At 59.3% G+C, this 24,651-nt stretch carries 26 protein-coding genes and 4 tRNA genes; 17 read left to right on the top strand and 13 right to left on the bottom strand.

What is annotated here, in order from left to right; all coding sequences use genetic code 11:
* The first annotated feature begins 119 nt into the window (after positions 1-119).
* Genes JIO00_RS25175 through thiO form a run of 7 tightly spaced genes read left to right on the top strand, consistent with a single transcriptional unit; the run spans position 120 to position 6,888 of the window.
* The gene (locus JIO00_RS25175; RefSeq protein ID WP_200667043.1) at positions 120-593 is read left to right on the top strand and encodes a GspH/FimT family pseudopilin; all 474 of its coding nucleotides are present in this window, start codon (positions 120-122) and stop codon (positions 591-593) included.
* Entirely contained in the window at positions 590-1,039 is a 450-nt protein-coding gene (gene pilV / locus JIO00_RS25170; RefSeq protein ID WP_200667041.1) for a type IV pilus modification protein PilV, read from the top strand. The genes JIO00_RS25175 and pilV overlap by 4 nt, the downstream gene beginning before the upstream one ends.
* A complete protein-coding gene (locus tag JIO00_RS25165) occupies positions 1,036-1,749 on the top strand; it encodes a PilW family protein (protein WP_200667039.1) in 714 nt (237 codons plus the stop codon). Before pilV ends, JIO00_RS25165 begins: the two co-directional genes overlap by 4 nt.
* The gene (locus tag JIO00_RS25160; protein ID WP_200667037.1) at positions 1,746-2,216 is read left to right on the top strand and encodes a pilus assembly PilX family protein; all 471 of its coding nucleotides are present in this window, start codon (positions 1,746-1,748) and stop codon (positions 2,214-2,216) included. The genes JIO00_RS25165 and JIO00_RS25160 overlap by 4 nt, the downstream gene beginning before the upstream one ends.
* Positions 2,203-5,313, top strand: a complete 3,111-nt coding sequence (locus tag JIO00_RS25155) for a pilus assembly protein (protein ID WP_200667036.1) — start codon at positions 2,203-2,205, stop codon at positions 5,311-5,313. The genes JIO00_RS25160 and JIO00_RS25155 overlap by 14 nt, the downstream gene beginning before the upstream one ends.
* A 14-nt stretch (positions 5,314-5,327) precedes the next feature.
* On the top strand, positions 5,328-5,729 hold the full coding sequence (locus JIO00_RS25150) for a type IV pilin protein (RefSeq protein WP_077749389.1): 402 nt from the start codon (positions 5,328-5,330) through the stop codon (positions 5,727-5,729).
* A 58-nt stretch (positions 5,730-5,787) separates the two neighbouring features.
* The gene (thiO, locus tag JIO00_RS25145) at positions 5,788-6,888 is read left to right on the top strand and encodes a glycine oxidase ThiO (protein WP_200667034.1); all 1,101 of its coding nucleotides are present in this window, start codon (positions 5,788-5,790) and stop codon (positions 6,886-6,888) included.
* Between the two features lie 129 nt (positions 6,889-7,017).
* Here thiO and JIO00_RS25140 read toward each other — a convergent pair whose 3' ends face one another.
* The 4 genes from JIO00_RS25140 to JIO00_RS25125 all read right to left on the bottom strand — a co-directional run bounded on the left by JIO00_RS25140 (position 7,018) and on the right by JIO00_RS25125 (position 11,309).
* Positions 7,018-8,358, bottom strand: coding sequence for a sigma-54-dependent transcriptional regulator (locus tag JIO00_RS25140; RefSeq protein ID WP_200667032.1), 1,341 nt, complete (start codon positions 8,356-8,358; stop codon positions 7,018-7,020).
* A 2-nt stretch (positions 8,359-8,360) separates the two neighbouring features.
* Positions 8,361-9,950, bottom strand: coding sequence for a sensor histidine kinase (locus tag JIO00_RS25135; protein ID WP_083375728.1), 1,590 nt, complete (start codon positions 9,948-9,950; stop codon positions 8,361-8,363).
* Positions 9,940-10,173: a PP0621 family protein gene (locus tag JIO00_RS25130; protein WP_010467554.1), complete on the bottom strand. Its 234-nt coding sequence runs from the start codon at positions 10,171-10,173 to the stop codon at positions 9,940-9,942. The genes JIO00_RS25135 and JIO00_RS25130 overlap by 11 nt, the downstream gene beginning before the upstream one ends.
* Positions 10,174-10,286: 113 nt before the next feature.
* Positions 10,287-11,309: an outer membrane protein assembly factor BamD gene (locus JIO00_RS25125; RefSeq protein WP_010467556.1), complete on the bottom strand. Its 1,023-nt coding sequence runs from the start codon at positions 11,307-11,309 to the stop codon at positions 10,287-10,289.
* Between the two features lie 151 nt (positions 11,310-11,460).
* On the opposite strand from JIO00_RS25125, the gene rluD reads away from it, so the two are divergent.
* From rluD to JIO00_RS25090, 7 genes are all read left to right on the top strand, one after another.
* Positions 11,461-12,423, top strand: a complete 963-nt coding sequence (rluD, locus tag JIO00_RS25120; protein WP_007942311.1) for a 23S rRNA pseudouridine(1911/1915/1917) synthase RluD — start codon at positions 11,461-11,463, stop codon at positions 12,421-12,423.
* Complete coding sequence (gene pgeF, locus JIO00_RS25115; RefSeq protein ID WP_200667030.1) at positions 12,420-13,139, top strand: peptidoglycan editing factor PgeF; 720 nt, start codon at positions 12,420-12,422, stop codon at positions 13,137-13,139. The genes rluD and pgeF overlap by 4 nt, the downstream gene beginning before the upstream one ends.
* Before the next feature lie 156 nt (positions 13,140-13,295).
* Positions 13,296-15,860, top strand: a complete 2,565-nt coding sequence (gene clpB / locus JIO00_RS25110) for an ATP-dependent chaperone ClpB (RefSeq protein ID WP_010467561.1) — start codon at positions 13,296-13,298, stop codon at positions 15,858-15,860.
* A gap of 300 nt (positions 15,861-16,160) precedes the next feature.
* Positions 16,161-16,236: transfer RNA gene (locus JIO00_RS25105), tRNA-Asn, on the top strand.
* A 9-nt stretch (positions 16,237-16,245) separates the two neighbouring features.
* A tRNA-Pro gene (locus JIO00_RS25100) sits at positions 16,246-16,322 on the top strand.
* A gap of 5 nt (positions 16,323-16,327) precedes the next feature.
* Positions 16,328-16,403: transfer RNA gene (locus JIO00_RS25095), tRNA-Lys, on the top strand.
* Positions 16,404-16,498: 95 nt separating this feature from the next.
* A tRNA-Pro gene (locus JIO00_RS25090) sits at positions 16,499-16,575 on the top strand.
* A gap of 162 nt (positions 16,576-16,737) precedes the next feature.
* On the opposite strand, the gene JIO00_RS25085 is transcribed toward JIO00_RS25090, so the two are convergent.
* The 5 genes from JIO00_RS25085 to JIO00_RS25065 form a co-directional block, all read right to left on the bottom strand.
* Positions 16,738-17,136, bottom strand: coding sequence for an HvfA family oxazolone/thioamide-modified RiPP metallophore (locus JIO00_RS25085; protein WP_010467563.1), 399 nt, complete (start codon positions 17,134-17,136; stop codon positions 16,738-16,740).
* 304 nt (positions 17,137-17,440) lie between these two features.
* Complete coding sequence (locus JIO00_RS25080; protein ID WP_010467566.1) at positions 17,441-18,739, bottom strand: NAD(P)/FAD-dependent oxidoreductase; 1,299 nt, start codon at positions 18,737-18,739, stop codon at positions 17,441-17,443.
* 60 nt (positions 18,740-18,799) lie between these two features.
* On the bottom strand, positions 18,800-18,973 hold the full coding sequence (locus JIO00_RS25075; RefSeq protein ID WP_008028730.1) for a DUF3094 domain-containing protein: 174 nt from the start codon (positions 18,971-18,973) through the stop codon (positions 18,800-18,802).
* A 51-nt stretch (positions 18,974-19,024) separates the two neighbouring features.
* Positions 19,025-19,552: an MOSC domain-containing protein gene (locus tag JIO00_RS25070; RefSeq protein ID WP_010467568.1), complete on the bottom strand. Its 528-nt coding sequence runs from the start codon at positions 19,550-19,552 to the stop codon at positions 19,025-19,027.
* Positions 19,549-20,175, bottom strand: coding sequence for a DUF1780 domain-containing protein (locus JIO00_RS25065; RefSeq protein WP_007970534.1), 627 nt, complete (start codon positions 20,173-20,175; stop codon positions 19,549-19,551). Before JIO00_RS25065 ends, JIO00_RS25070 begins: the two co-directional genes overlap by 4 nt.
* A 129-nt stretch (positions 20,176-20,304) precedes the next feature.
* Here JIO00_RS25065 and JIO00_RS25060 point away from each other — a divergent pair, with 129 nt between their 5' ends.
* The 3 genes from JIO00_RS25060 to JIO00_RS25050 all read left to right on the top strand — a co-directional run bounded on the left by JIO00_RS25060 (position 20,305) and on the right by JIO00_RS25050 (position 21,737).
* On the top strand, positions 20,305-20,772 hold the full coding sequence (locus JIO00_RS25060; protein ID WP_010467572.1) for a hypothetical protein: 468 nt from the start codon (positions 20,305-20,307) through the stop codon (positions 20,770-20,772).
* Positions 20,769-21,458 carry an energy-coupling factor ABC transporter permease gene (locus JIO00_RS25055; protein ID WP_083375730.1) on the top strand — a complete coding sequence of 230 codons (690 nt, stop codon included), beginning with the start codon at positions 20,769-20,771 and terminating at the stop codon, positions 21,456-21,458. Before JIO00_RS25060 ends, JIO00_RS25055 begins: the two co-directional genes overlap by 4 nt.
* Before the next feature lie 63 nt (positions 21,459-21,521).
* Positions 21,522-21,737: a hypothetical protein gene (locus JIO00_RS25050; protein WP_010467577.1), complete on the top strand. Its 216-nt coding sequence runs from the start codon at positions 21,522-21,524 to the stop codon at positions 21,735-21,737.
* 3 nt (positions 21,738-21,740) lie between these two features.
* Here JIO00_RS25050 and yacG read toward each other — a convergent pair whose 3' ends face one another.
* Genes yacG through JIO00_RS25030 form a run of 4 tightly spaced genes read right to left on the bottom strand, consistent with a single transcriptional unit; the run spans position 21,741 to position 24,649 of the window.
* Entirely contained in the window at positions 21,741-21,941 is a 201-nt protein-coding gene (yacG, locus tag JIO00_RS25045; protein WP_010467579.1) for a DNA gyrase inhibitor YacG, read from the bottom strand.
* Positions 21,938-22,561 carry a dephospho-CoA kinase gene (gene coaE, locus JIO00_RS25040; RefSeq protein ID WP_042932554.1) on the bottom strand — a complete coding sequence of 208 codons (624 nt, stop codon included), beginning with the start codon at positions 22,559-22,561 and terminating at the stop codon, positions 21,938-21,940. Before coaE ends, yacG begins: the two co-directional genes overlap by 4 nt.
* Positions 22,558-23,430, bottom strand: coding sequence for a prepilin peptidase (locus JIO00_RS25035; protein ID WP_145308756.1), 873 nt, complete (start codon positions 23,428-23,430; stop codon positions 22,558-22,560). Before JIO00_RS25035 ends, coaE begins: the two co-directional genes overlap by 4 nt.
* Position 23,431: 1 nt before the next feature.
* Positions 23,432-24,649 carry a type II secretion system F family protein gene (locus tag JIO00_RS25030; protein ID WP_010467583.1) on the bottom strand — a complete coding sequence of 406 codons (1,218 nt, stop codon included), beginning with the start codon at positions 24,647-24,649 and terminating at the stop codon, positions 23,432-23,434.
* Positions 24,650-24,651: the final 2 nt, after the last annotated feature.

The following is a 24,651-nucleotide window of genomic DNA, read 5'->3' as shown; positions in this document are numbered from 1 at the left end:
CGTGGAGTGCTGCGGCCCGCGCATTCCGTGCGCGAGTAATGGCAAATCAACCGCACGCCGGGCGGTCGAATGTTCTAGCGTGTAGAAGCAGGTATAGCCGACGGCAACGGAGGGCATCGATGGATCATCGTACAAAAGGTTTCACGCTGATCGAGCTGCTGGTCTCGCTCGCGGTCTTTTTGATCCTGATCACCCTGGCCGTACCGGCGTTCACCCGGTCGGTGCAAGGCACCAAGGCAGACACCGAAATCGGCGACCTGCAACGCGGACTCAATTTCGCACGACTCGAGGCCATCAACCGGGGCGTCTCCATTCGGGTTCGTCCGATCGCTGTTGGTGGCGCCTGGACCGGTGACTTGGCGGTATATGACAGTACGAACACCCCGGCCAATGTATTGCGGGTTGTTCCAGCACTGAGCAGCGGCGCGAGTCTGACGCTACCCTCAGGAGTGACCGCCATCGATTTCAACAATCTGGGTGGTTTGTCAGCGCCAGCCACACCCGTGGTGATCAGCTATGTATTGGGGGCGCAAACCAGGACGCTGAATGTGTGTTTGAACGGACGAATTCTATTGGGTGGAAGTTGCGGATGAGGGAACGGGGCAAACATGCACAGGAGGGCATGACGCTGATCGAAGTGCTGGTCGCGTTGGTGATTCTGACCGTGGGGCTGCTGGGCGCGGCGGCGATTCAGCTCAATGCGCTGAAATACACCGACAGCTCGCGGATGACCAGCCAGGCGAGTTTTATCGCCTACGACATGATGGACCGTATCCGCGCCAATTCCGGCGCCGACTACACTGTGACGCCTCCGACATCGGGCAACCTGAACGTCGCCCGCGATCAGGATCTCTACGATTTCACCACCAATATCGTCAATTTCGGCGGTGCGACGGCCACTGGCGCCGTTACGCTGAATCAGCGCGTGTACACCATCACCATCACCTGGGATGACTCGCGCGCCGCCAATATCGCCAACTCGCGCCGCAGCTTTGTCTTGACCAGTCGCGCCACGGTCGACCCGGTGGCAACTCCATGAGGCAGTCCAGCAGAGGTTTCGGGCTGATCGAGTTGTTGATCGCCCTCGCGTTGAGTTTGATTGTGGTGCTGGGCGTGGCGCAGATCTTCATCGCCGCCAAGAACACCTACATCAGCCAGAACGCCGCCGCCGCCATGCAGGAAGATGCGCGTTTTGTGCTCAGCAAGATGATTCAGGAAATCCGCATGGTCGGCATGTTTGGCTGCCTGGGGACGATCACCGATTCAAGTACAGGGGGGAGTTTCGCTGCCAGTCAGATAACGCCGATCAGCTGGGATAATGCCAACCAGAAATTGACCCTGGTGGCCGCCGATGTGGGAGCGGGTGGCGGGGCGCCAGCCTGGACAGTGGTTTCCGACTGTCGAAATACGGCGACGGCGTATACGAATCCACCGGCGCTGACATCGGGGCAATTGGCGTTTCCCATACGGCGGCTGATCTACAGCTTCAGCAATAACAAAATCATGATGGGCTCCGGTCCCGGCACGCCGGCCCAGTTCGTACTGGTCGATAACGTCAGTGCCTTCAGCGTGCTCTTCGGCCTCGCCAATTCGGCCACTGATGTAGCCGCTTCCAGCTACAGCGCCAACCCGTCCGACCCCGCGCGAATTCGCAGTGTGCGCCTGACGATGACTCTCTACGACCCGAACAGTCGGGTTAAAAATCAAACCTTCACCGTGGTTGCCGCCTTGCGCAACAGGTTGCCATGAAGGAGGCCTCCATGACGTTTCATGCCCAGCGGGGTATGGCGCTGCTGGTCAGCCTGGTGTTTCTGCTGTTGCTGACCTTGATCGGTCTTTCATCAATGCAGAACGCCACGCTGCAGGAAAAAATGGCCGGCAGCGTGAGCTTGCGCAACCAATCGTTCCAGGGCGCCGAAGCTGCATTACGCGTGGGAGAAAGCGCGGTGCAACTGGACAGCTATTCATTGCCGGTCTGCAGCCAGTGCGCGCCACCGTCGGACGCGTTGACGGTCACTGCCGCCGGCCCCGGTTCGACCCCCGGCGTGACCTGGATCGCCTCGGGCAAGGGCTTTTACGGGGTGCAGAATATCGGTACTACGGTCAACGCCGTGAATGTGCCGAGCAACACCTCGGCGACGCTTTACCGGGTGACCGCCGTCGGCATCGCGGGCAACTCGCGCAGCGTCGTGGAGAGTATTTATGCGAAGTACTGAAGGGCGCCGTGGCGTGTGGCAGCTGTTTTGCGGCGTTGTACTGGGGCTTTACCTGTCCGCACCGGCGTATGCCTTCACGCCGTCGGATTCACCGCTGTTGAGCGGCGCAGCCGTCCCTCCGAACGTCATGCTGCTGATCGACGACTCGGGGAGCATGAACAACATCATTTGGGCGTCGGGGTTCAATCCGGCGGCCAACTATGGGCAGATCGCGATTTGCAGTTCCAACACCTCCTGTTTAAGCGGTCAGAACCTGAACATGAGTGATACCAATATTTTGCTGTCGAGCCTCAATCGCGGCGGTTGTTCGACCAACGGCAACTGGTACGGTTTTTATCGCGGCTTTCTCGGTTTGACACCCATCTGCCTGAAGCTGCCGGACCCGGTGGGCAATGAAAATACGCGCTACACCGCCGACTACCTGGCTTATCTGCTGGGGTTGGCCAACGGTTCGAGCAAGGATTTCACCACGGGCGCCAGCGCGATCCCCAATGAATACCGGATCAGCGTGGCCCAGGATGTCTCCACAAGCCTGGTCTCCAGCAATCGCTCGCTGCGTATCGGTCTTGCGACGTTCAATCCGCCTACAACCAGCAACTCCGGTGGTGGTGGCTTCATCGCCCGATCGATCAGCGATCTCTCTGCGGTGAGCGGCAGCGTCACCCAATCCCAGGCGGATACCAACTACAACAACCTGATCTCTGCCATCAACGGCTTGAGTGCCGTGGCCAATACACCGCTGGCGGAAACCTACTATGAAATAAACCGTTATTTTCGAGGCCTGGCGCCGGTCTACAACTCGACACCGGCGACTTACAGCAGCCCGATCCAGTATCGCTGCCAGAAAAACTATGGCGTGGTGATCACCGATGGCTTGCCGACCTTTGACCGGACTTTTCCGGGCACTGACCCACTGGCGGGCGCTCGCCTTCCAAACTGGGATGGCGTGAATAACGATGGCGACAACCTCAATGGTGATGGAGAAGGCGACACGCTGTATCTGGACGACATCGCCAAGTTTGGCTTCGACATCGACATGCGTTCCACGGGAACCGATCTGGCAGGCAAAAGCTGGAACGCTGGGGATTTTCCCAAGCAGAACATCAACACCTATACCGTGGGCTTCACCGCCGCGAACCAAATGCTGTCGGACGCCGCCAACTACGGACAGGGCAAGTACTATCAGGCGACCGACAGCGCAGGACTCAGCAGTGCGCTGTCCTCGGCGCTGAGCGACATCACCTCCAAGGCCGGTTCCGGTGGCAGCGGCGTCACCAGCGGCACCACCCTGGCCAGCAATTCGAGTTACTTTCAGACCATTTATGACCCCAAGGACTGGCGCGGCACGATCAAGTCCTTTGGCTTCACCTCGGCGGGTATCGTGAATACCTCTGCGGCACTCTGGACCACCGACACCACGATCGTCCCGGGTGCCACAGCGCCGACTTACCAGTCCTGGAACACCCTGACCAACGCCGCAGTCACCTTGGCGTATGCCAGTTTTTCCCCGGCACAACAGACCTCCCTCAGCCAAAGCCTGCCCACCGGCATTACCGGCAGCGATCTGGTGGAGTGGAGCAAGGGCACCAACAAAACCGGGCTCAAGGTGCGTAGCGTGCTGCTCGGCGACATCATCAATTCACCCCTCGTGCTGGCGTCACCCACGGACAAGACCGCCTCTGATCTGGTGGGGGACACCACTTACAGCACCTACCTGACCACCAAAGCCGCCACCATGAGTCCCAGCCTGGTGGTGAATGCCAACGACGGGTTTGTGAATGTCATCAACTCGGCCAATGGCACCCGGCGTTATGCCTACATGCCGTCCAGCGTGTTGCCATCACTGCGCTACATCGCCGACCCGACCTACATCAACGGTGTGAGCCACAAGTTTCTGGTCGACGGTCAGGTCGGGGTGTTCGATGCCCAGTTCAGCAGCGTCTGGAAAACCCTGGCCATTGGCGGAACCGGGGCTGGCGGCAGGACTTTTTATGCGTTGCAGCTGTTCGATGCGTCAGCGGGCAACGTGTTCAAGGCGCTGTGGGAAATCAGTGCGCCGGCCACGGCCAGTACTGCGAACGCTTTCAATGATCTGGGTTATGCCTATGCACGGCCGGAAGTGGCACGCTTGGCCGACGGTCGCTGGGCCGCGTTCATTTCCAACGGCTATGGCAGTAACTCCGGGGTGGCGGCGTTGTACGTGGTGGACGTTCGTGACGGCTCGTTGATCAAGAAAATCGTGGTCGACAGCGCCGACACCAACAATGGCCTGTCGTCGGTGAAGCTCAGGGTCAACTCGCAGAATGTGGTGCAGGCCGCCTATGGTGGCGACCTGAAAGGGCGGTTATGGAAGTTCGATTTGAGCGCTACCGCCCCCGACTCCTGGGGCGTGGCATTCTCCGGCAAGCCGCTGTTTACCACGGCGGGCGGCGCCACTCAGCCCATTACTGTGCAGCCGTTGCTGGCGGACAATTCATTGGGCGGCAAGGAAGTGTTTTTCGGCACCGGCAAATTCAACGAGACTGCCGACAAGACCAACAAGGATTTGCAGGCGTTCTACGCCGTGTGGGATGCGGAGGGCGGCGCGGGTCAGATCACCGTGTCCAGTTTGCAGGCACAAGCGGTGACCGGTGTGTTCTCGGGCAGCACCGGACAGTTCATCACCACCAGCCAAAACGACGTGACCTATCCGGGGGAGAAGGGCTGGTACTTGCCGCTGGTGTACAACAGCGTGTTGACGGGGGAGCGGGTGATCAATCAGGCCAGCCTGGTGCTGGGACGGATCGTCTTTACCACGGCGAGTGTGGACACCACTGACCCGTGTGCCAGCTTTGGTACCGGCAAACTGGTCGAACTGGATGCGTTCAGCGGTAAGATGCTCAATTATGCGGTGCTCGACACCAATAACGACGGGACGGTCGACAGCACGGACACGGTGTCCAGCGGAGTGATTTTTACCGGTGGCATCCCGACCCTGAACGCCATCGTCAACGGCGCGACCCGCAAGGTCGTGAACGATTCCAGTGGCGGCATCAGCACCCTGGTGGAAAAATCCGGCGGCGGCAGCCGTCGCATCATGTGGCGACAAATACAGTAAGTGAGAGTGAAGGAATGCGTAGATCCAACCGAGGTTTCACCCTGATCGAAATCATGATCGTGATTGCGATCATCGGGATCGTCATCACCATTGGTGCTCCGAGCCTCACCGAGTACGTGAAAAAGGGCCGCCGCACCGAAGTGGCCGGGCTGCTCTCCGAGCAGGCACAGATCCTTGAGCGGTTCTACTCGAAGAACAATGTCTATACCGCTGCCACCGGACTGAGCGCCGGCAACGATTTTTACACCATCACCCCGACCCTGACCGATCAAACCTTTTTGCTGACGGCAACGCGCAAGACCGGCGCTGCGATGGCGACTGACAAGTGCGGGGATTTCACCCTCACCAACACCGGCGTCAGAAGCATGGTCAATGCGACGTCCGGGTTGGCGACCAAAGATTGCTGGGGTCGCTGAGTTCCTTTTTCGGGCGCCTTTTTTGCGCCCTCTGTCTATTTACCGGTTGGATCAGAACATGAGCAGGCAACAGCAAGTGGTGATTGTCGGCGGCGGCGTGATTGGGCTGCTGACAGCGTTCAATCTCGCATCTGAAATGCAAAGTGTTGTGTTGCTGGATCGTTCGAGCGTGGGGCAGGAATCGTCATGGGCCGGTGGCGGGATTGTTTCCCCGCTCTATCCATGGCGCTACAGTCCGGCAGTCACCGCGCTGGCGCATTGGTCCCAGGATTTTTATCCGCAGCTCGGTGAGCGACTGTTCGCCGCAACCGGGGTTGATCCCGAAGTGCATACCACCGGCCTGTACTGGCTGGATCTGGATGACGAGGCCGAGGCGTTGGCCTGGGCCGAGCGGGAAAACCGTCCGTTGCGGGCTGTGGATATCTCGGCGGCACACGATGCCGTACCAGTGCTGGGCCCCGGGTTTTCCCGGGCGATCTATATGGCTGATGTGGCCAACGTGCGTAATCCACGGCTGGTAAAGTCCCTGAAGGCTGCATTGTTGGCGCTGCCGAACGTGACGATTCGTGAGCAGTGCGAAGTCAGCGGGTTTATTCGCGAAGGCGACAGGGTTGTCGGCGTGCAGACTTCGGTGGGCCCCGTCCACGGTGATCAGGTGGTCCTGACGGCTGGCGCCTGGAGTGGTGACTTGCTCAAGAGTCTGGACCTTGAGTTGCCGGTCGAGCCGGTCAAAGGGCAGATGATTCTTTACAAGTGCGCGGCGGACTTCCTGCCGAGCATGGTGCTGGCCAAGGGGCGTTATGCGATTCCCCGGCGCGACGGACACATTCTGATAGGCAGTACGCTGGAGCATGAAGGCTACGACAAGACGCCGACCGACTCGGCGCTGGAGAGTCTGAAGGCATCAGCGGTAGAGTTGATTCCTGCGCTGGCAGAGGCCGAAGTGGTGGGGCATTGGGCCGGATTGCGCCCGGGTTCGCCGGAAGGCATTCCCTACATTGGCCGAGTGCCGGGGTTCGATGGACTTTGGCTCAACTGCGGGCATTACCGTAACGGGCTGGTGCTGGCGCCGGCGTCGTGTCAGTTGTTTGCGGATGTGATGTTGGGCAGGGCGCCGATTATTGATCCTGCGCCGTATGCGCCGACCGGGCGGATCTGACAGCAAGATTCTTTATTGCCTGCCAGATCGCTTTCGCGGGCAAGCCTCGCTCCTACAGGTTTGAGTCGTTCAATACACTTGTGAACGACACACCCCCTGTAGGAGCGAGGCTTGCCCGCGAAGGAGCCCTCAATCCAGACCCAATTTCTTGAGCCGATATCGCATCGATCTGAATGAAAGATTCAACCGCTGAGCCGCCGCCGTGCGGTTCCAGCGGGTTTCCTCCAGTGCCTGGAGGATGAGTTTGCGTTCGACGTTTTCCAGATAATCTTCCAGGTTATCGATTTGCGTCAGGTCCGGCACGCCGCTCTCTGCCGTGCAGTTACCTTCGGCCAGTCGCAGGTCGCTGGCTTCAATCTGTTTGTTCTCGCACAGGGTGTAAGCCCGCTCCAGCACGTTCTCCAGCTCCCGCACGTTGCCCGGAAAACGGTAACTTTTCAGTGCGTCCAGGGCGAGTGGATGGAGTTTTGCGGCGGGTTGACCGCTGCCGGCCGCCAGGCGCTTGAGCACATGGCTGGCCAGCGGTTCGATGTCGTCGCGGCGCTCGCGCAAAGGGGGGACGCGCAGTTCGATCACGTTCAACCGGTAGTACAAATCCTGGCGAAAGCGTTCGGCGGTGACTTCGGCATCGAGGTCTTTGTGGGTGGCACAAAGGATGCGGACATCAACCACCATTTCTTGCTGACCGCCGACACTGCGAATGGCTTTCTCCTGAATGGCTCGGAGCAGTTTGACCTGCATCGCCAAGGGCAGATCGGCCACTTCGTCGAGAAACAGTGTGCCGCCGTGGGCGGCCTGGAACAGCCCTGGTTTGTCTTCGATGGCGCCGCTGAAACTGCCTTTGCGATGGCCGAAGAATTCGCTCTCCATCAACTCTGACGGAATTGCCCCGCAGTTGACCGGGACGAACGGTTGATTAGCCCGCGGGCCCTGCTCGTGGATCAGTCGGGCGACCAATTCCTTGCCACTGCCGGATTCGCCGCTGATGTACACCGGGGCCTGACTGCGTGCGAGTTTGTCGATTTGTTTGCGCAGGTTGCGCATGGGCAGTGAATCGCCCAGCAACCGGCGATCGATGGCGGTACTGGCGCCACCCGGTGCCGGCAAGCGCAGGGCGCTGGTGACCAGTTCGCGCAGGCGCGTCAGGTCAACCGGCTTGGTCAGGAAGTCGAAAGCCCCTGCCTTGAGGGCGTTGATCGCTGTTTCGAGGCTGCCGTAAGCGGTGATCATCGCCACCGGCACGTGTGGGTAACGCTGCTGGATGTACTGCACCAACTCAAGGCCGGTGCCGTCGGGCAGGCGCATGTCGGTCAGGCACAGCTCGAATGTCTCGCGCATCAACAAGGCTTGGGCTTCGCCAAGGTTGCGGGCACTGTAGGTATCGAGTTTCATCCGTCCCAGGGTGATTTCCAGTAGTTCGCGGATATCGGGTTCGTCGTCGACGATCAGGACTTTTGGCCGTGGGCTCATGTTCAACTTTGTTTCCGTCCGTGAGCAAAAGTGATGCGAAAGCAGCCGCCACCTTGGCGTGGTTTGAAGTCTAGGCGGGCCTGGTTGCTTTCGCACAGCTCACGGGACAGATAAAGCCCCAGGCCTGTGCCCTGGCTACTGGTGGTGAAGAACGGTTCGAACAAATGCGTCTGTTGGTCCGGCGCCACGCCGGGGCCGTTGTCCCGGACTTCGAGCGTCGGCAACTGGCTGTCGGGCTCGACAAACAACTCGAGCCAGGCCTGCGCCAGGTCGTGATTCAGGGCGCTATGGCGCCAGGCATTGCGCAACAGATTGTCGAGAATCTGAGTCAGCTGATTCGGGTCCATCAGGGTTTTGAAGTCGCCCGGGCCGATGTGCAGGTGAATCAACTGGCGATCGGTCGCGCCTTCACGGGTTTCGGCGACGAAATGCTCCAGCCACGGCTTCAGATCGAGCCGTTGCGGTACGGTTTGCTGGCGGCGGGACAGTTGCAGGACGTTTTCGATAACCCGATTCATTCGCTGAGAGTGGTCTTGAATAATCTGCGTCAGACGCCGATCCGCGCCGTTCAGTTCCTCGGATTCCTGCAATAGCTGCGCGGCATGACTAACGGCGCCCAGTGGATTGCGGATTTCATGGGCGATACCCGCCGTCAGGCGCCCGAGTGCGGCGAGCTTCAGTTGCTGCGCTTGTTGAGCGATCTGGGCGAGGTCCTCCAGAAATACCAGGGTGTGGTGGTTCGGGCTTTGGTCCAACGCAATGAAGCTGGGTTGCAGTTCTATGCCATTGCTGGCGATTTTCAGGCTTTGCGGTCGCAGCGATGGATTGTTGAACCACAGCTGAAGGCGTTCGACCAAGGCCGGCGAATAGTCGTCGATCAGCTGACCATCGAGGTCGTTCTGCCCCAGTAAGGTCAAGGCGCTTTGATTGGCCAGTCGCACCCGCCGCTGGTCGTCCAGCACCAGAATGCCCGTGCGCATGCGGTGCAGGATCAGCGCATTGAGCGCTTCCAGGCCAAGCACTTCACTGGCTCGCTGTTCGGCGAGGTTTTCGCTGACTTCCAGTCGCCTGATCAGACCTTGCACCAGCAACGCCGCGGCAAAACACAGCGCGCCGAGAGTGCCGACTTGCAGGTACTCGCCGGGACTGATCGGGTGACTGAAACTCAGGAGGAAGCCAAGGCCGACGATGCCAAGGGCGGCGACCGCCGCGATCAACAAGCCGATACGTCCGCGCAACAGGGTGTTGCTGATGGCCACCGAGACAATGAGCAGGTTGCCGATGGCGCTGGCCACACCGCCCGCGGCATAGAACAGGCCGCACAGCAGCAGGACATCGACCAATGCAAGGCTGAAAAGCTGTGCCGGCCGTCGGGTGTTCTGCCAAAAGACCACCAGCAGGATGTTCAGCACCAGGTACAACCAACTGCCACTGCGCAGCAGGTCATCCTGGGCGAAGGCCAGCAGCTGGTTGTCCATGTTGCTGGAAATCAACAGTACGAGAGTGATGCCGACGCTTAAACGGTAGAGATGGTAAAGACGCAGCAGTCGCTGTGCCTGTTTGCCGCCGGGAGTGGACGTCTCAGCGACCACTTGGGCCCGGGCCTTGCTCAAGGTGAGCCTGGCTGCAATACCACTGTTGTTGAAGGCTCAGCGCGCGATCGCGGGGCAGGTGTACGCCGCAATGCGCGCAGCGGACCATCGGTGCGGCATCCAGCTCGGCGGAGGACCTGGGCGCGGAATTCGAAGCCTTGAACTTGCGCCAGAACCATACCGCAGCGGCAATCAGGGCGATCCAGAACAGTAAACGAAGCATGGTGAGCTGCTTTATTGGCTAATGAGCAGGCAGTTTAGCCAAGGACCTGACCTGCGCACAGCGCAATAAAAAAGGGAGACTCAAGAGTCTCCCTTTTTGCATAACCCGATGTGTCAGTCGAACACGCCGAAGGTCATGTAGCTGAACCACGAGCGGTCTTCGCTGTTGGCTTCGGACTCGTGTTCCTCTTCTTCGATCACGTCGCCATCTGCATCTTTAGGCTTCAGATCGTTCGGAATCGCGTCCTTGGCATCCTGGAACTGCTTCTGCACGTCCTGGTTGGCGCGGGTTTCGCCCGGCGGCAGAGGAGGACGGGATTCGATCAGGCCCAAGGTGGCCTTGCTCAGCCACGAACGGTTGTCGGCTTCGTCGACCGAAGGCTTGAACTGACCGTCTACCAGGCTTGGGTGGTTCGGGTAGTTGAGCTTCAGGGTTTCAAGGCTGGTGGCTGCCAGGTCGTCCAGGTGCAGACGTTGGTAGGCTTCAGTCATCACCGCCAGGCCGTCACCGACCGAAGGGGTTTCCTGGAAGTTTTCCACTACGTAACGGCCACGGTTCGCAGCGGCGACATAGGCCTGACGGGTCAGGTAGTAGTCGGCAACGTGAATCTCGTAGGCCGCCAGCAGATTGCGCAGGTAGATCATGCGCTGCTTGGCGTCCGGCGAGTAGCGGCTGTTCGGGAAACGGCTGGTCAGCTGGGCGAACTCGTTGTACGAGTCGCGGGCCGCACCCGGGTCACGCTTGGTCATGTCCAGCGGCAGGAAGCGCGACAACAGGCCGACGTCCTGGTCGAAGGAGGTCAGGCCCTTGAGGTAATACGCGTAATCCACGTTCGGATGCTGTGGGTGCAAACGAATGAAACGCTCGGCAGCAGACTTCGCAGCCTCAGGCTCGGCGTTCTTGTAGTTGGCGTAGATCAGCTCGAGTTGAGCCTGATCGGCGTAGCGCCCGAACGGATAACGCGACTCCAGCGCCTTCAGCTTGGCTGTGGCGGCAGTGTAGCTATTGTTGTCCAGGTCGGTCTGAGCCTGCTGGTACAGCTCGACTTCGCTAAGGTTTTCGTCTACGACTTCCTTCGATGAGCAAGCAGCGGTCAATGCGAGGATGGCGATCAGCAGCAGGTGTTTCACTTGCATGGCGGCTTGCGTCCCTATGACGGCCGCTGTCTTGGGCGGGGCCGTCCTGTTATGATGAGCGCCCCGTTGAATAGCCTCGGGGCAAAAGACGCCGTATTTAACCACAAGCGCGCAGCCGAAACCAAAGGCTGTGCCGACGCCTAGTCTGAGCATGTCCGATAAAATTGAACTTCGCGCAGAGGTGCCGTCCGAATTGGGCGGCCAACGCCTCGATCAAGTCGCCGCACAATTATTCGCTGAGCACTCGCGCTCGCGCCTTTCCGCCTGGATCAAAGACGGCCGCCTGACTGTGGATGGGGCGGTTATCCGCCCGCGAGACATCGTTCATGGTGGCGCCATTCTTGAACTGACTGCCGAGCAGGAAGCTCAGGGCGAATGGATCGCTCAAGACATCGAGCTGGACATCGTCTATGAAGACGATGACATCCTGGTGATCAACAAACCTGCGGGCCTGGTGGTGCATCCTGCCGCCGGTCACGCGGATGGCACCTTGCTCAACGCCTTGCTGCACCACGTGCCGGACATTATCAATGTGCCCCGCGCCGGTATCGTGCATCGCCTGGACAAGGACACCACCGGTCTGATGGTGGTGGCCAAGACCATTCAGGCGCAGACACAGCTTGTCACGCAATTGCAGAGCCGTAGCGTAAGCCGGATCTACGAATGCATCGTGATCGGTGTGGTGACGGCCGGCGGCAAGATCAATGCGCCGATCGGTCGTCATGGCCAGCAACGCCAGCGCATGGCCGTGATGGAAGGGGGCAAGCAAGCCGTCAGCCATTACCGCGTACTTGAGCGTTTCCGCTCTCACACGCACGTGCGGGTGAAGCTGGAAACCGGTCGTACACACCAGATTCGCGTGCACATGGCCCACATCAACTACCCGTTGGTCGGAGATCCTGCCTACGGCGGTCGCTTCCGCATTCCACCGGCCGCCAGTGTGACCATGGTCGAATCGTTGAAGGCGTTCCCGCGTCAGGCACTGCATGCGCGGTTCCTGGAGCTGGATCACCCGACCACCGGTAAACGCATGAGCTGGGAATCGCCATTGCCGGATGATTTCGTCTGGTTGCTGACGCTGCTCAAGCAAGACCGCGAGGCGTTCATCGGATGAGTGACTGGCTGATTCCCGACTGGCCTGCGCCTGCCGGGGTGAAAGCCTGCGTTACCACCCGTGCGGGCGGCGTCAGTCTGGCGCCGTTCGACAGCCTCAACCTTGGCGATCACGTCGGCGACAACCCGGAAGCGGTTGCCGAAAATCGCCGACGCCTCACCGATCATTTCTTTATTCAGCCGGCCTGGTTAAAGCAGGTTCACGGCATTGCCGTGGCCCATGCCGACCCCAATATCACGGCAACCGCTGATGCCAGTTGGACGACAACCCCCGGCATTGCCTGCGCGGCAATGACTGCCGATTGCCTGCCAGCGCTATTTTGTGACCGTGCCGGTACTCGCGTCGCGGCGGCCCATGCCGGTTGGCGTGGATTGGCGGCAGGTGTGCTCGAAGCGACGCTCGACAGCCTGGCGGTGCCTCCAGAAGACGTGCTGGTCTGGCTGGGCCCGGCCATTGGCCCGCAAGCCTTTGAAGTCGGCCCGGAAGTGCGCGAGACCTTCGTCCAGCAACTGCCCGAAGCGGCCAAAGCCTTTGTGCCCAGCCAAAACGCTGGCAAGTTCATGGCCGACATCTACGAACTGGCGCGTTTGCGTCTTGCTGTGCGCGGTGTCACCGCTGTTTATGGTGGCGGTTTCTGCACCGTGACCGATCCTCGCTTCTTTTCTTACCGCCGCAATCCACGCACGGGTCGGTTTGCCTCTCTTATCTGGCTGTAGTGCCCTGTCTGGGGTACGAACGCTAGACTTCTCTGATCTACATCAATTCCAAGACGCTTGAATCTCCCAGAATCGACCACATCTAATGAGGTATCTGGCAGGTTTCTTCATTCAGGATGTTTTATAGGTCCGGCCTGCTCAAAAGGAAGGTGACCCATGCGCATAGATCGTTTAACCAGCAAATTGCAGTTAGCTCTATCCGACGCCCAATCGCTGGCCGTCGGCCTTGACCATCCCGGCATCGAGCCGGCGCACTTGATGCAAGCCATGCTTGAACAGCAGGGTGGTTCGATCAAGCCCCTGCTGATGCAGGTCGGTTTCGACGTCAACAGCCTGCGTAAAGAGCTGACCAAAGAGCTCGACCAGCTCCCGAAAATCCAGAACCCGACCGGCGACGTGAACATGTCGCAGGATCTGGCGCGCCTGCTTAACCAGGCCGATCGCCTGGCCCAGCAGAAGGGCGATCAGTTCATTTCCAGTGAACTGGTGTTGCTCGCCGCGATGGACGAGAACAGCAAGCTCGGCAAATTGCTGCTCGGTCAGGGCGTCAGCAAAAAAGCCCTCGAAAACGCGATCACTAACCTGCGTGGTGGCGAAGCGGTCAATGACGCCAATCACGAAGAGTCGCGCCAGGCGCTGGATAAATACACCGTCGACCTGACCAAGCGTGCCGAAGAAGGCAAGCTCGACCCGGTGATCGGCCGTGACGACGAAATTCGCCGGACCATCCAGGTCCTGCAACGTCGCACCAAGAACAACCCGGTGCTGATCGGTGAGCCTGGCGTGGGTAAAACCGCCATTGCCGAAGGCCTGGCCCAGCGCATCATCAACGGTGAAGTGCCGGATGGTCTGAAGGGCAAGCGCCTGCTGTCCCTGGACATGGGGTCGCTGATTGCCGGTGCCAAGTACCGCGGCGAGTTCGAAGAACGCCTGAAATCGCTGCTCAACGAGCTGTCGAAGCAGGAAGGGCAGATCATTCTGTTCATCGACGAACTGCACACCATGGTCGGCGCCGGTAAGGGCGAAGGCTCGATGGACGCGGGCAACATGCTCAAGCCTGCGTTGGCACGCGGCGAATTGCATTGCGTTGGTGCGACCACGCTGAACGAGTACCGCCAATATATAGAGAAGGATGCGGCACTCGAACGGCGCTTCCAGAAAGTCCTGGTGGACGAGCCGAGCGAAGAGGACACCATCGCGATTCTGCGGGGCCTCAAAGAGCGTTATGAGGTTCACCACAAAGTCGCGATCACCGACGGTGCCATCATTGCCGCGGCCAAGCTCAGCCATCGCTACATTACCGACCGTCAATTGCCGGACAAGGCCATCGACCTGATCGACGAAGCGGCCAGCCGTATCCGCATGGAGATCGACTCCAAGCCGGAGGTCCTCGACCGTCTGGAGCGCCGTCTGATTCAGCTGAAGGTGGAATCCCAGGCGCTGAAGAAAGAAAGCGACGACGCGGCGAAGAAACGTCTGGAGAAGTTGCAGGAAGAAATCGTTCGACTCGAACGTGAGTATTCGGACCTCGAAGAAATCTGGAACTCGGAAAAAGCCGAGGTACAGGGTTCTGCGCAGATCCAGCAGAAAATCGAACAGTCCCGCCAGGAACTGGAAGCCGCGCGCCGTAAAGGCGACCTGAACCGCATGGCCGAGCTGCAATACGGGGTGATCCCGGACCTGGAGCGCAGCCTGCAAATGGTCGACCAGCATGGCAAAAGCGAAAACCAGTTGCTTCGCAGCAAGGTGACTGAAGAAGAAATCGCTGAAGTCGTCTCGAAGTGGACCGGCATTCCGGTGTCGAAAATGCTCGAAGGCGAGCGCGACAAGCTGATGAAGATGGAAAGCCTGTTGCACCAGCGTGTGATTGGTCAGGACGAAGCGGTGATCGCCGTTTCCAACGCGGTGCGGCGTTCCCGGGCCGGGTTGTCCGACCCGAATCGTCCGAGCGGTTCGTTCATGTTCCTCGGCCCGACCGGTGTCGGTAAAACCGAGCTGTGCAAGGCGCTGGCCGAGTTCCTCTTTGATACGGAAGAGGCGATGGTGCGGATCGACATGTCCGAGTTCATGGAGAAACATTCCGTGGCCCGGCTGATCGGTGCACCACCGGGCTACGTGGGCTATGAAGAGGGCGGTTACCTGACCGAGGCGGTGCGTCGCAAGCCTTACTCGGTGATCCTCCTGGACGAGGTCGAGAAGGCCCACCCGGATGTGTTCAACATCTTGCTGCAAGTGCTGGAAGATGGCCGCTTGACCGACAGCCATGGCCGCACGGTAGATTTCAAAAACACCGTGATCGTCATGACCTCCAACCTGGGCTCGGTGCAGATCCAGGAACTGGTCGGTGATCGGGAGGCGCAACGCGCGGCGGTGATGGATGCGATTTCCACGCACTTCCGGCCGGAGTTCATCAACCGGGTCGACGAAGTGGTGATCTTCGAGCCGTTGGCGCGGGATCAGATCGCGGGCATTACCGAGATCCAGTTGGGTCGTCTGCGCAGTCGCCTGACTGAGCGCGAGTTGAAACTGGAGCTGAGTCCAGAGGCCATGGACAAGCTGATCGCGGTAGGTTACGACCCGGTGTACGGCGCACGACCGCTCAAACGAGCGATTCAGCGCTGGATCGAGAACCCGCTGGCACAGCTGATTCTGTCCGGTCGATTCATGCCTGGCGACACGGCTGTCGGCAAGGTGGAGAACGACGAGATCGTATTTGCCTGACCCGTCACGGCGGTGAAATAAACAAGGCCTCGCATTGCGAGGCCTTTTTTTCGTCAGGTTGTTGAACTGAAAGGAAAAGGCTTGTAAAGTGCGCCCCGCAGTAAGTCGCCCGTAAGGGTTTCTGCTCCCCAAGCAGAAATCTGAAATAAGTTGCAAATCATTAACTTGAATGCAATTTAAGGGGTTGACAGAGGTGCTTAAGATTGTAGAATAGCGCGCCTCAGACACACGAACGCAGCGATGCGAACGGGTCGAAGAGAGTGCAACAAAGCGTCAAACGTTGTAATTGAAATATGTAGTTCCGTGATAGCTCAGTCGGTAGAGCAAATGACTGTTAATCATTGGGTCCCAGGTTCGAGTCCTGGTCACGGAGCCAATTTCAAACCGGGGTATAGCGCAGTCCGGTAGCGCGCCTGCTTTGGGAGCAGGATGTCAGGAGTTCGAATCCCCTTACCCCGACCATTTTTGGGTCGTTAGCTCAGTTGGTAGAGCAGTTGGCTTTTAACCAATTGGTCGTAGGTTCGAATCCCACACGACCCACCATTTTTGAAACCAGTTAACGCTGGGATCAGATCTTAAGATCAGACGCCAAAAGCTCTGTTCGCAGAAGGCGCCTTTAAAAGGTGCCTTTTTTTTACCGGGGTATAGCGCAGTCCGGTAGCGCGCCTGCTTTGGGAGCAGGATGTCAGGAGTTCGAATCCCCTTACCCCGACCATATTAAAAATCCTCGTATCGAAAGATACGGGGATTTTTTTTGTCTGCAAAAAACAACACTTCAGTTATCGTATAACTCCAGGGCAGCGCTTCCAGGTGTAAATCGCCAGCCGAAAAAAAACCGCGTTTCCCGAAAGAAAAACGCGGTTTGATTCCTGAAGGCTTAGGCGCCGTCTTGGTCTTTCAAATGTTCGAACAGACCTTTTGGCATTTTCTTGCCATTGGCTTCGAAGTTGGCTTTTACGTTGTCGTAAGCCTCTTGCTCGTCGATGAAGCCGTCATGGTTGGTGTCGATCTTGTCGAAATTGGACTTCGGCGCGACTTTCTGGAATTCGGCGCGGGAGACCTTGCCGTCGCCATCGGTATCGGTCTTCGCCATCGACGCATCGCCACACTTGCCTTCGCCACATTTGCCTTCAGGGGTTTTCACCACTTGCTCAGCCGAGGCCAGCAAATAGCCTTGGGTCAACGGCTGCGCAGCGAATACGGAACCGGACAACATCATGCCGCCGGCCAGAACAGCGCCGAGCAGGCCAATAGTGTTTTTGGTAGTACGGGACATTTCAATACTCCTGGGTTGCACGACACAACCGTTCGATAAAGGACGCCACGTGAGTGCGGCGATAACCGTAGCGGGCGAGTTGCCTTGCTCGGATGTGGCCATTTAAGGGGCGGGGTGTATCGCTACTGTGTCGCGCAAGGGGGAGTTTGTAAGCGAAGGGGAGGAATCGTGGGGGGAGATACAGTGGGACACACAAGTGGACCGAGGTGCCTCATTCGCGGGCAAGCCTCGCTCCTACAGATCGGTGGTTAACTTGTAGGAGCGAAGCGTGCCCGCGAAGAGGCCCTAATGGACGCTGAAGATGTTAATGCAGTTTGAGTCGCGGCTCAGTCCCGCGCCCAATCTTGCTGCCGAGCATCAACATCGCCGTGCGAAACGCGCCATACAGCGCCATCTGGTGCATGCGATACAGCGACACGTAAAACATCCGCGCCAGCCAGCCTTCGAGCATCACGCTTCCGGTCAGGTTGCCCATCAAGTTACCCACAGCCGAAAAACGCGACAGTGAGATCAGTGAGCCGTAGTCGGTGTATTTGTACTCCGGCAACGCCTTGCCTTCGATCCGCAGTTTCAGCGATTTTGCCAGTAACGAGGCCTGCTGATGTGCGGCTTGCGCGCGCGGCGGTACGTTACGATCGGTGCCCGGTTGAGGGCAGGCCGCGCAGTCACCGAAGGCGAAGATGTTTTCATCGCGGGTGGTTTGCAGAGTCGGCAGCACTTGCAGCTGGTTGATGCGGTTGGTTTCCAGGCCATCGATGTCTTTGAGGAAACCCGGCGCACGAATGCCGGCGGCCCAGACTTTCAGGCTGGCGTTGATCACGTTGCCATCGGCAGTGATCAAGCTATCAGCGGTCACTTCGCTGACGGCGGCGTTGGTCATCACATTGACCCCGAGTTTCTCCAGGGTTTTATGCACAGGCCCGCCGATGCGTTCCGGCAGGGCTGGCAGCACTCGTGGGCCAGCTTCGATCAGGGTGATGTGCATGTTTTCCGGTTTGATCCGGTCCAGGCCATAGGCCGCCAGCTCGTGGGCGGCGTTGTGCAGTTCTGCTGCCAGTTCGACACCGGTGGCACCCGCGCCAACGATGGCGACGCTGATCTGCTCGACCTTGTCGGTCTGCCCGGCATGGGCGCGCAGGTAGTGATTGAGCAGTTGCTGGTGGAAACGCTCGGCCTGTTTGCGGGTGTCGAGAAACAGGCAATGCTGCGCCGCGCCCTGCGTGCCGAAATCGTTGGTGGTACTGCCGACGGCAATCACCAGCGAGTCGTAAGCCACTTCACGCGCCGGTACCAGTTCCAGGCCGGCTTCGTCGTAAGTGGCGGCCAGCTGGATTTTCTTCTGCTCGCGGTCGAGGCCACTCATGCGCCCCAGCTGGAACTCGAAGTGGTTCCATTTCGCCTGGGCAACATAGTTGAGTTCGTCTTCGGAAGAGTTCAGCGACCCGGCCGCCACTTCGTGCAACAACGGCTTCCAGATGTGGGTCAGGTTCGCGTCGACCAGCATCACGCTGGCAGTGCCACGTTTGCCCAGAGTCTTACCCAGACGGGTAGCCAACTCCAGACCGCCGGCGCCGCCGCCAACGATGACAATACGATGAGTCATAGGGATATCTCGCAAGGCTAAAAGAAATCGGTGCAGTCAACCGAGCGAGCGCGAGGCAGCTCATAGCGTCAGGTAACTGATAAATCGGCTCAACAGGCCTAAACCAATGGTCACTGCCAACACCACCACCAGGAGCATCCACGGCCGGAAAGGCCGGCGCTCGACTCGGTGCTGGGACAGGTGCAGGTACTCTTCGACATGCTTCTGGTCGTCGGGGTTCAGGCGGCTGGTCATATTGGGCCTCGTCAGGTAGACGTTGCTGAAGGTGTAGAAGCTACAGGCTGATTAACGAACGTTGAACGGAGCATAGCCGCTGTCGGGAATGGGCTCGACGCTCACCCTGTCGTCCAGGCGAATGATTCCACCTTGTAGCACTCGGGCCGTGATTCCGCCATGTCCGCGCACAGCCTGAAACGTTCCGGGGCCGAGGTTGTTTTGCAGGCGCGCGCAAGGCTGGCACCAGCCGGTGGTTTCGAAAATCGCCTGGCCGATGCGGAAGCGACGACCCTTGAGGCTGAACAGGTTGATACCACTGATAACGAGGTTGCGCCGCAAATCTTCAGGCAAGACCGGTTTGTCGTGCGGGCGGCCCATCAGCGAACTGATCACCGCCAGATGCTCCCACTGAATCAACGTCACTTGCCGTGCGTTACGGACTCCCGGGCGGGCTCGATCGCCAGTCAGGCCGGCTTCAAGTCGCGCCTCAACGGCATCCAGTTCGATCATTGGCACGTGAGGCTCCGGGCGCACGCCGATCCAGCGCACGCGGCCGGCTTGCGGGACTTCGGCGATTAATGCCTGCAATGGGCTCACAGGCTGATCCCGACGTCGAAAACGATGCTGCGGCCAAGGTTACTGCGCAGGAAGTCCGGAGCGTCCGGATGTGCAAACAGCACTCGGGCGAAGGTCGGACCGACCAACGACAGCGAGCGCCAGCCCTGGCGCAAATATTCGGTCGGCGGCGGAAAATGGCTGTTGAGGTCCAGTACTTCACGCTTGAGGCTGGCGAACGCAATGATGTCCAGTTCCCCCAGGTCCATGCCGCGTTCTTTGTAGTTGTGGGCTTTTTTACGCAAGGTCGGCGCCAGTCTCAGCAGGAATTCATTGGCGGGAATGCGTCGGGGCTTGGCCTCGCGACGCACCAGTTGGCTCAGGGAAAACGCGCTGCGCCGGCGTTGCAGTTCATCGCGCCATTCGTCGTTGAGACGCCGTCCCTCGTCGAGGACGAAGAACACCTCGAAACTGGCGTCGCGGAACAGCACGTCCGGCGGCTCCCCGGCAGGCGCGAACTCGTCGGCGCGATAGGGAATGTTCAGGCCTTGCAACAGGCGCTGACAAACCCAACGCTCACGCTCCCATTTGCGGGCATTGGACAGAAAGGCGTTGGCTTGCTCGGCCGCGATGGTCAGCAGGCGTAAATAATCTGAGTCATCCATAGGCCCAAGCTTAGCGTTCAAATGCGACAAGCAGAAAGCGTTTACCGGTAAAGGACGTCACTGGGCAGTCGGATCGGGCGGTGTAGACTGATGGCCACTGTGTGTAATTGATCCGACAAGGGGGTGAATGTGAAATATTGGCCGGTGTTGCTACTGGGGCTTCTGCCCTTATGGGCCCAGGCGGTGGAGGTGGGCGAGCGACTCGCGCCCTGGACCTTGCTCGATCAATTCGACCAGGCCTATACGCTCGATCACCAGACTCAGACGTTGCTGGTGGCGCGAAGCATGGACGCCGCCAAACTGGTTGACGCTGCGCTGAAAGGCGAGCCCAAGGGTTATCTGGAGGCGCGCCACGTTGTGTTTTTAGCGGACATCCAGCGCATGCCACGGCTGATCGCGAAGATGTTTGCCGTTCCGGCCATGCGTGATTACTCCTATCGGGTCATGTTGGACCGCGAGGGGCGTGTGGCGCCGCGTTATCCCGGGGCTGTGGATAAAGTGCTGTGGCTGCAACTCAAAGATGGCCAATTGGTTGCGCAACACGAATATGCCACGGCCGCGCAGTTGCATGAGGCGCTGGAGAAGGCTGGACCATGATCGGTGCCGAGCTGCTGTCCCAGCAAACGCTGACAGTCGGCTGGCTGATTTATGTGTCCGTGCTGCTCTGGGCCCTCTGGCGTGCGCCTTGGGTTGAGCTGTTCACCGACAGCCGCCGTCAGCATTTGCTGTTCGGCACAGTGTTCGCGCTGTTCATGCTGTGGCTGGTGCGACGTGATTTCGATACAGGCGTGTCGTATCACTTCATTGGCATGACGGCTGTGACGTTGCTGCTGGATTGGCCGTTGGCGATCGTCGGTGCCTTGGTGGCGCAATGCGGGCTGGTGCTGCTCGGGCGTCAGGACCTGGCGGCCGTCGGGGTCAACGGTGCGCTGCTGATTGTGCTGCCGGTGCTGGTGACCGAATGCTGTGCGATCCTGGTCGAACGCGCGCAGCCACGTAATCCCTTTGTGTATATCTTCGTTTCCGGCTTCTTCGCCGCGGCGTTGTCAGCGTTGCTATGTCTATTGCTGGCGCTGTGGCTGTTGTGGTTCAACGAACGTTTCGAGATGCCGTACTGGCTGGAAGATTTTGTCGGTTATCTGTGGCTGCTGATTTTTCCCGAAGCCTTCATCAACGGCATGATTGTCAGCGCGCTGGTGGTGTTCAGCCCGGAATGGCTGGAGACCTTCAACCGCACGCGCTACCTTTCGGCGCCCTGGAAAGACGACGATCCCAAATCTTGATCCACATCAAATCGATAAAACGCTGACGCTTTCATGCTCCACAAAACCTACAGGAGCATCGAAATGAGTGTGTACGAATGGGCAAGGCAGGAGTTGCGTCAGAGTCTGGATAACGCACAGGAAGTGGGGTTTGATCCGGGATTGAGCCTGCGCGCCTTGCTCAGCGCGGTGGTGCAGCAGAGCAAGGCGGTGCGCAGTGCCGAAGACCTGGCCGACGAGTTGCGCTTTCTGGCGGAAAACCTCGATGAAGACCAGGACTACGGCTTTATGCGGCCTTGAGTGTCAGTGACGCGGGTCGAAGTCTTCGCTGAACATCTCGTCTTCGGCGTCCGGGCTGACCGGAATCTTGTGTTCTTCCGACGCCCAGGCGCCCAGGTCGATCAGTTTGCAACGGTCCGAACAGAATGGCCGGAACGTGCTGTCGGCGCTCCATTCGACAGGGGCGCCACAGGTTGGGCAATTGACGGTTGGGGTTTGGCTCATGACTGGCCTCCACGCAAAGTAAGGTAAAAGTGATGCAGGCGTTCGACCTCGCTGTGCAGCCAGGCGAGGTCGCGGTCGTTGACCACCACATCGTCGGCGTGGCTCAAGCGGTCCTGGCGGCTGGATTGCGCCTTGAGGATCGCCTGGACCTGTTGCTCGCTGGTCTGGTCACGCTGCAAGGTGCGTTCGATCTGTAGTTGTTCCGGGGCATCGATCACCAGGACCCGTTGGGTCATGGCGTACTGCCCGGACTCGATCAGCAACGGCGAAACCAGAATCGCGTAAGGCGATTGTGCCTTGGCCAGGTGATCGGTGATTTCCTTGGCGATCAGCGGATGCAGCAACGCTTCGAGCCAGCGGCGTTCCTCCGGCACCTCAAAGATCAGTTTGCGCAACGCCGCGCGATCCAGTTGTCCGTCGGCTTGCAATACGCCGGGGCCGAAATGTTCAGCGATCTTCGCCAGCGCCGGGCGCCCCGGCTCCACCACCCAACGGGCTGCGTGATCGGCGTCCACCACGTGCACGCCCAGGTCGATGAAGTGCTGGGCAGCCGCGCTTTTGCCGCTGCCGATGCCGCCGGTCAGGCCGAGAATCCAGGGTTTTTCCACAGGGGTATTCATTTCAAACCGACAAACTGCCAATAGAAGCCGGTTATTTGACCACCCCAGAGCAAGGCAATCCAGCCGGCAATTGCCAGAAAGGGTCCGAAGGGGATCGGAGTTGAGGTTTGCGCGTTGCGCAGTCGCAGCAAAATCACCCCGATGATGGCCCCCACGAGCGATGACAGCAGAATGGTCAACGGCAATATCTGCCAGCCGCCCCAGGCCCCGAGCAGGGCCAGTAACTTGAAATCGCCATGGCCGATTCCGTCCTTGCCGGTGAGCAGCTTGAACAGCCAGAACACCGACCACAAGGTCATATAACCGGCCACAGCGCCCCACAATGCCTCATGCAGTGACACGAACAGCCCGAAGCTGTTGACGATCAACCCCAGCCACAGCAGTGGCAGTACCAGCACATCCGGCAACAGTTGATGCTCGGCGTCGATCAGACTCATCGCCAGCAGGCCCCAGGTCAGCACCAGCACCATGCAGGCCTGCCAGCCGAAGCCGAAATGCCAGGCGATAAACCCCGAGAGCAGACCGCAGGCCAGTTCAGTCAGCGGATAACGTTTGCTGATTGGCGCGGCGCAGTTCGAGCATCGACCCCGTAAAAACAGATAACTGAGCAGCGGGATGTTTTCCCAGGCGCGGATTCGATGGTCGCACTGCGGGCAGTGGGAATGAGGCAGCATCAAGTTGTAGGCGGTGCCCGGTGCCTCGGGCGGAAAACCCAACACGTCATGGGCTTGCAGCCGCCATTCGCGTTGGAGCATTTTCGGCAGGCGCCAGACCACCACGTTGAGGAAACTGCCTACCAGCAGGCCGACTGCCAAGGCGATGACCACGAACACCAGCGGATAGAGGATCAGGACTTCGTTCAAGGGCATGTCAGATCGCTGAGCCGAGTTGGAAGATGGGCAGGTACATCGCAACCACCAGGCCACCGACAATAACACCCAGCACCACCATGATGAACGGCTCCATCAGGCTGGTGAGGTTATCGACCATATTGTCCACTTCGTCCTCGTAGAAGCTCGCGACCTTATCGAGCATGTCGTCCAGAGCGCCGGATTCTTCGCCAATGGCGGTCAGTTGGATCGCCATACTGGGAAAGATGCCTGAGGTGCGCATCGAGAAATTCAGCTGCATGCCGGTCGACACGTCCTGCTTGATGCGCAGCACCGCCCGTTTGAACACGATGTTGCCGGTCGCGCCCGCCACTGAATCCAGGGCTTCGACCAACGGCACGCCGGCGGCGAATGTGGTCGACAGGGTGCGGGCGTAACGGGCCACGGCGGACTTGTACATCAAGGTGCCGATCAGCGGCAGCTTCAGCAGCCAGGTGTCCGTGCGGTCCCGAAAGGCCTCGGATGTTTTAAAGGCGTGGCGCACACCGAAGATCGCGGCGATCAACGCGCCAAGCATCATCCACCACCAGGCCTGCAAGAACTCCGACAAGCCGATGACCATCACGGTGAAGGCCGGCAACTCGGCGCCAAAGCCCTTGAACACCGACTCGAACTGCGGCACCACCTTGATCAGCAGAATCCCGGTGACAATGATCGCCACAAAGACCACGGCCAGCGGGTAGGTCATGGCTTTCTTGATCTTGGCCTTGAGGCTTTCGCTCTTTTCCTTATAGGTCGCCACCCGTTCCAGCAGGGTATCCAGAGCGCCAGCCTGCTCACCTGCGTCGACGAGGTTGCAGTACAGCTCGTCGAAATACTGCGGTTTTTTACGCAAGGACGCGGCGAAGCTGTTACCCGCCGCGACTTCCTGCTTCACCTCGTCCACCAGTTTGCGCATGGCCGGGTTGTCGAAGCCTTCTCCGATGATGTCGAACGATTGCAGCAGCGGCACGCCGGCTTTCATCATCGTTGCCATTTGCCGGGTAAACAGGGCGATTTCCTGAGCCTTGATCCGATTGCCGAAACTGAAAATCGAGGCGGATTTCTTGCGCACCTTGCCGGGGTTGATCCCCTGTTTGCGCAATTGAGCCTTGATCAAGGCCGGGTTGAGACCGCTCAACTCGCCGGTCATCTTTGATCCTTTCCTGTCCGTGCCTTCCCAGGCGTAGACGCTGATTTTTGCTGCTTTGACCGCCATGT

This window comes from Pseudomonas sp. SW-3, assembly GCF_016615645.1.
In the GTDB taxonomy this organism is placed as follows: domain Bacteria; phylum Pseudomonadota; class Gammaproteobacteria; order Pseudomonadales; family Pseudomonadaceae; genus Aquipseudomonas; species Aquipseudomonas mandelii.
Note: the sequence above shows the minus strand (reverse complement) of the source record. Positions and strands in the feature narration are given on the sequence as shown.

What these genes read in the sequence shown, in the direction of transcription:
- JIO00_RS25035 (WP_145308756.1), bottom strand. Translation starts at nt 23,430, where the DNA reads ATGCCCTTGAACGAAGTCCTGATCCTCTATCCGCTGGTGTTCGTGGTC.
- JIO00_RS25165 (WP_200667039.1), top strand. Translation starts at nt 1,036, where the DNA reads ATGAGGCAGTCCAGCAGAGGTTTCGGGCTGATCGAGTTGTTGATCGCC.
- thiO (WP_200667034.1), top strand. Translation starts at nt 5,788, where the DNA reads ATGAGCAGGCAACAGCAAGTGGTGATTGTCGGCGGCGGCGTGATTGGG.
- JIO00_RS25075 (WP_008028730.1), bottom strand. Translation starts at nt 18,973, where the DNA reads ATGACCAGCCGCCTGAACCCCGACGACCAGAAGCATGTCGAAGAGTAC.
- JIO00_RS25175 (WP_200667043.1), top strand. Translation starts at nt 120, where the DNA reads ATGGATCATCGTACAAAAGGTTTCACGCTGATCGAGCTGCTGGTCTCG.
- JIO00_RS25130 (WP_010467554.1), bottom strand. Translation starts at nt 10,173, where the DNA reads ATGCTTCGTTTACTGTTCTGGATCGCCCTGATTGCCGCTGCGGTATGG.
- JIO00_RS25065 (WP_007970534.1), bottom strand. Translation starts at nt 20,175, where the DNA reads ATGGATGACTCAGATTATTTACGCCTGCTGACCATCGCGGCCGAGCAA.
- coaE (WP_042932554.1), bottom strand. Translation starts at nt 22,561, where the DNA reads ATGAATACCCCTGTGGAAAAACCCTGGATTCTCGGCCTGACCGGCGGC.
- pgeF (WP_200667030.1), top strand. Translation starts at nt 12,420, where the DNA reads ATGAGTGACTGGCTGATTCCCGACTGGCCTGCGCCTGCCGGGGTGAAA.
- JIO00_RS25155 (WP_200667036.1), top strand. Translation starts at nt 2,203, where the DNA reads ATGCGAAGTACTGAAGGGCGCCGTGGCGTGTGGCAGCTGTTTTGCGGC.
- JIO00_RS25140 (WP_200667032.1), bottom strand. Translation starts at nt 8,358, where the DNA reads ATGAGCCCACGGCCAAAAGTCCTGATCGTCGACGACGAACCCGATATC.
- rluD (WP_007942311.1), top strand. Translation starts at nt 11,461, where the DNA reads ATGTCCGATAAAATTGAACTTCGCGCAGAGGTGCCGTCCGAATTGGGC.
- pilV (WP_200667041.1), top strand. Translation starts at nt 590, where the DNA reads ATGAGGGAACGGGGCAAACATGCACAGGAGGGCATGACGCTGATCGAA.
- JIO00_RS25080 (WP_010467566.1), bottom strand. Translation starts at nt 18,739, where the DNA reads ATGACTCATCGTATTGTCATCGTTGGCGGCGGCGCCGGCGGTCTGGAG.
- JIO00_RS25085 (WP_010467563.1), bottom strand. Translation starts at nt 17,136, where the DNA reads ATGTCCCGTACTACCAAAAACACTATTGGCCTGCTCGGCGCTGTTCTG.
- JIO00_RS25125 (WP_010467556.1), bottom strand. Translation starts at nt 11,309, where the DNA reads ATGCAAGTGAAACACCTGCTGCTGATCGCCATCCTCGCATTGACCGCT.
- JIO00_RS25055 (WP_083375730.1), top strand. Translation starts at nt 20,769, where the DNA reads ATGATCGGTGCCGAGCTGCTGTCCCAGCAAACGCTGACAGTCGGCTGG.
- JIO00_RS25030 (WP_010467583.1), bottom strand. Translation starts at nt 24,649, where the DNA reads ATGGCGGTCAAAGCAGCAAAAATCAGCGTCTACGCCTGGGAAGGCACG.
- yacG (WP_010467579.1), bottom strand. Translation starts at nt 21,941, where the DNA reads ATGAGCCAAACCCCAACCGTCAATTGCCCAACCTGTGGCGCCCCTGTC.
- JIO00_RS25050 (WP_010467577.1), top strand. Translation starts at nt 21,522, where the DNA reads ATGAGTGTGTACGAATGGGCAAGGCAGGAGTTGCGTCAGAGTCTGGAT.
- JIO00_RS25160 (WP_200667037.1), top strand. Translation starts at nt 1,746, where the DNA reads ATGAAGGAGGCCTCCATGACGTTTCATGCCCAGCGGGGTATGGCGCTG.
- clpB (WP_010467561.1), top strand. Translation starts at nt 13,296, where the DNA reads ATGCGCATAGATCGTTTAACCAGCAAATTGCAGTTAGCTCTATCCGAC.
- JIO00_RS25150 (WP_077749389.1), top strand. Translation starts at nt 5,328, where the DNA reads ATGCGTAGATCCAACCGAGGTTTCACCCTGATCGAAATCATGATCGTG.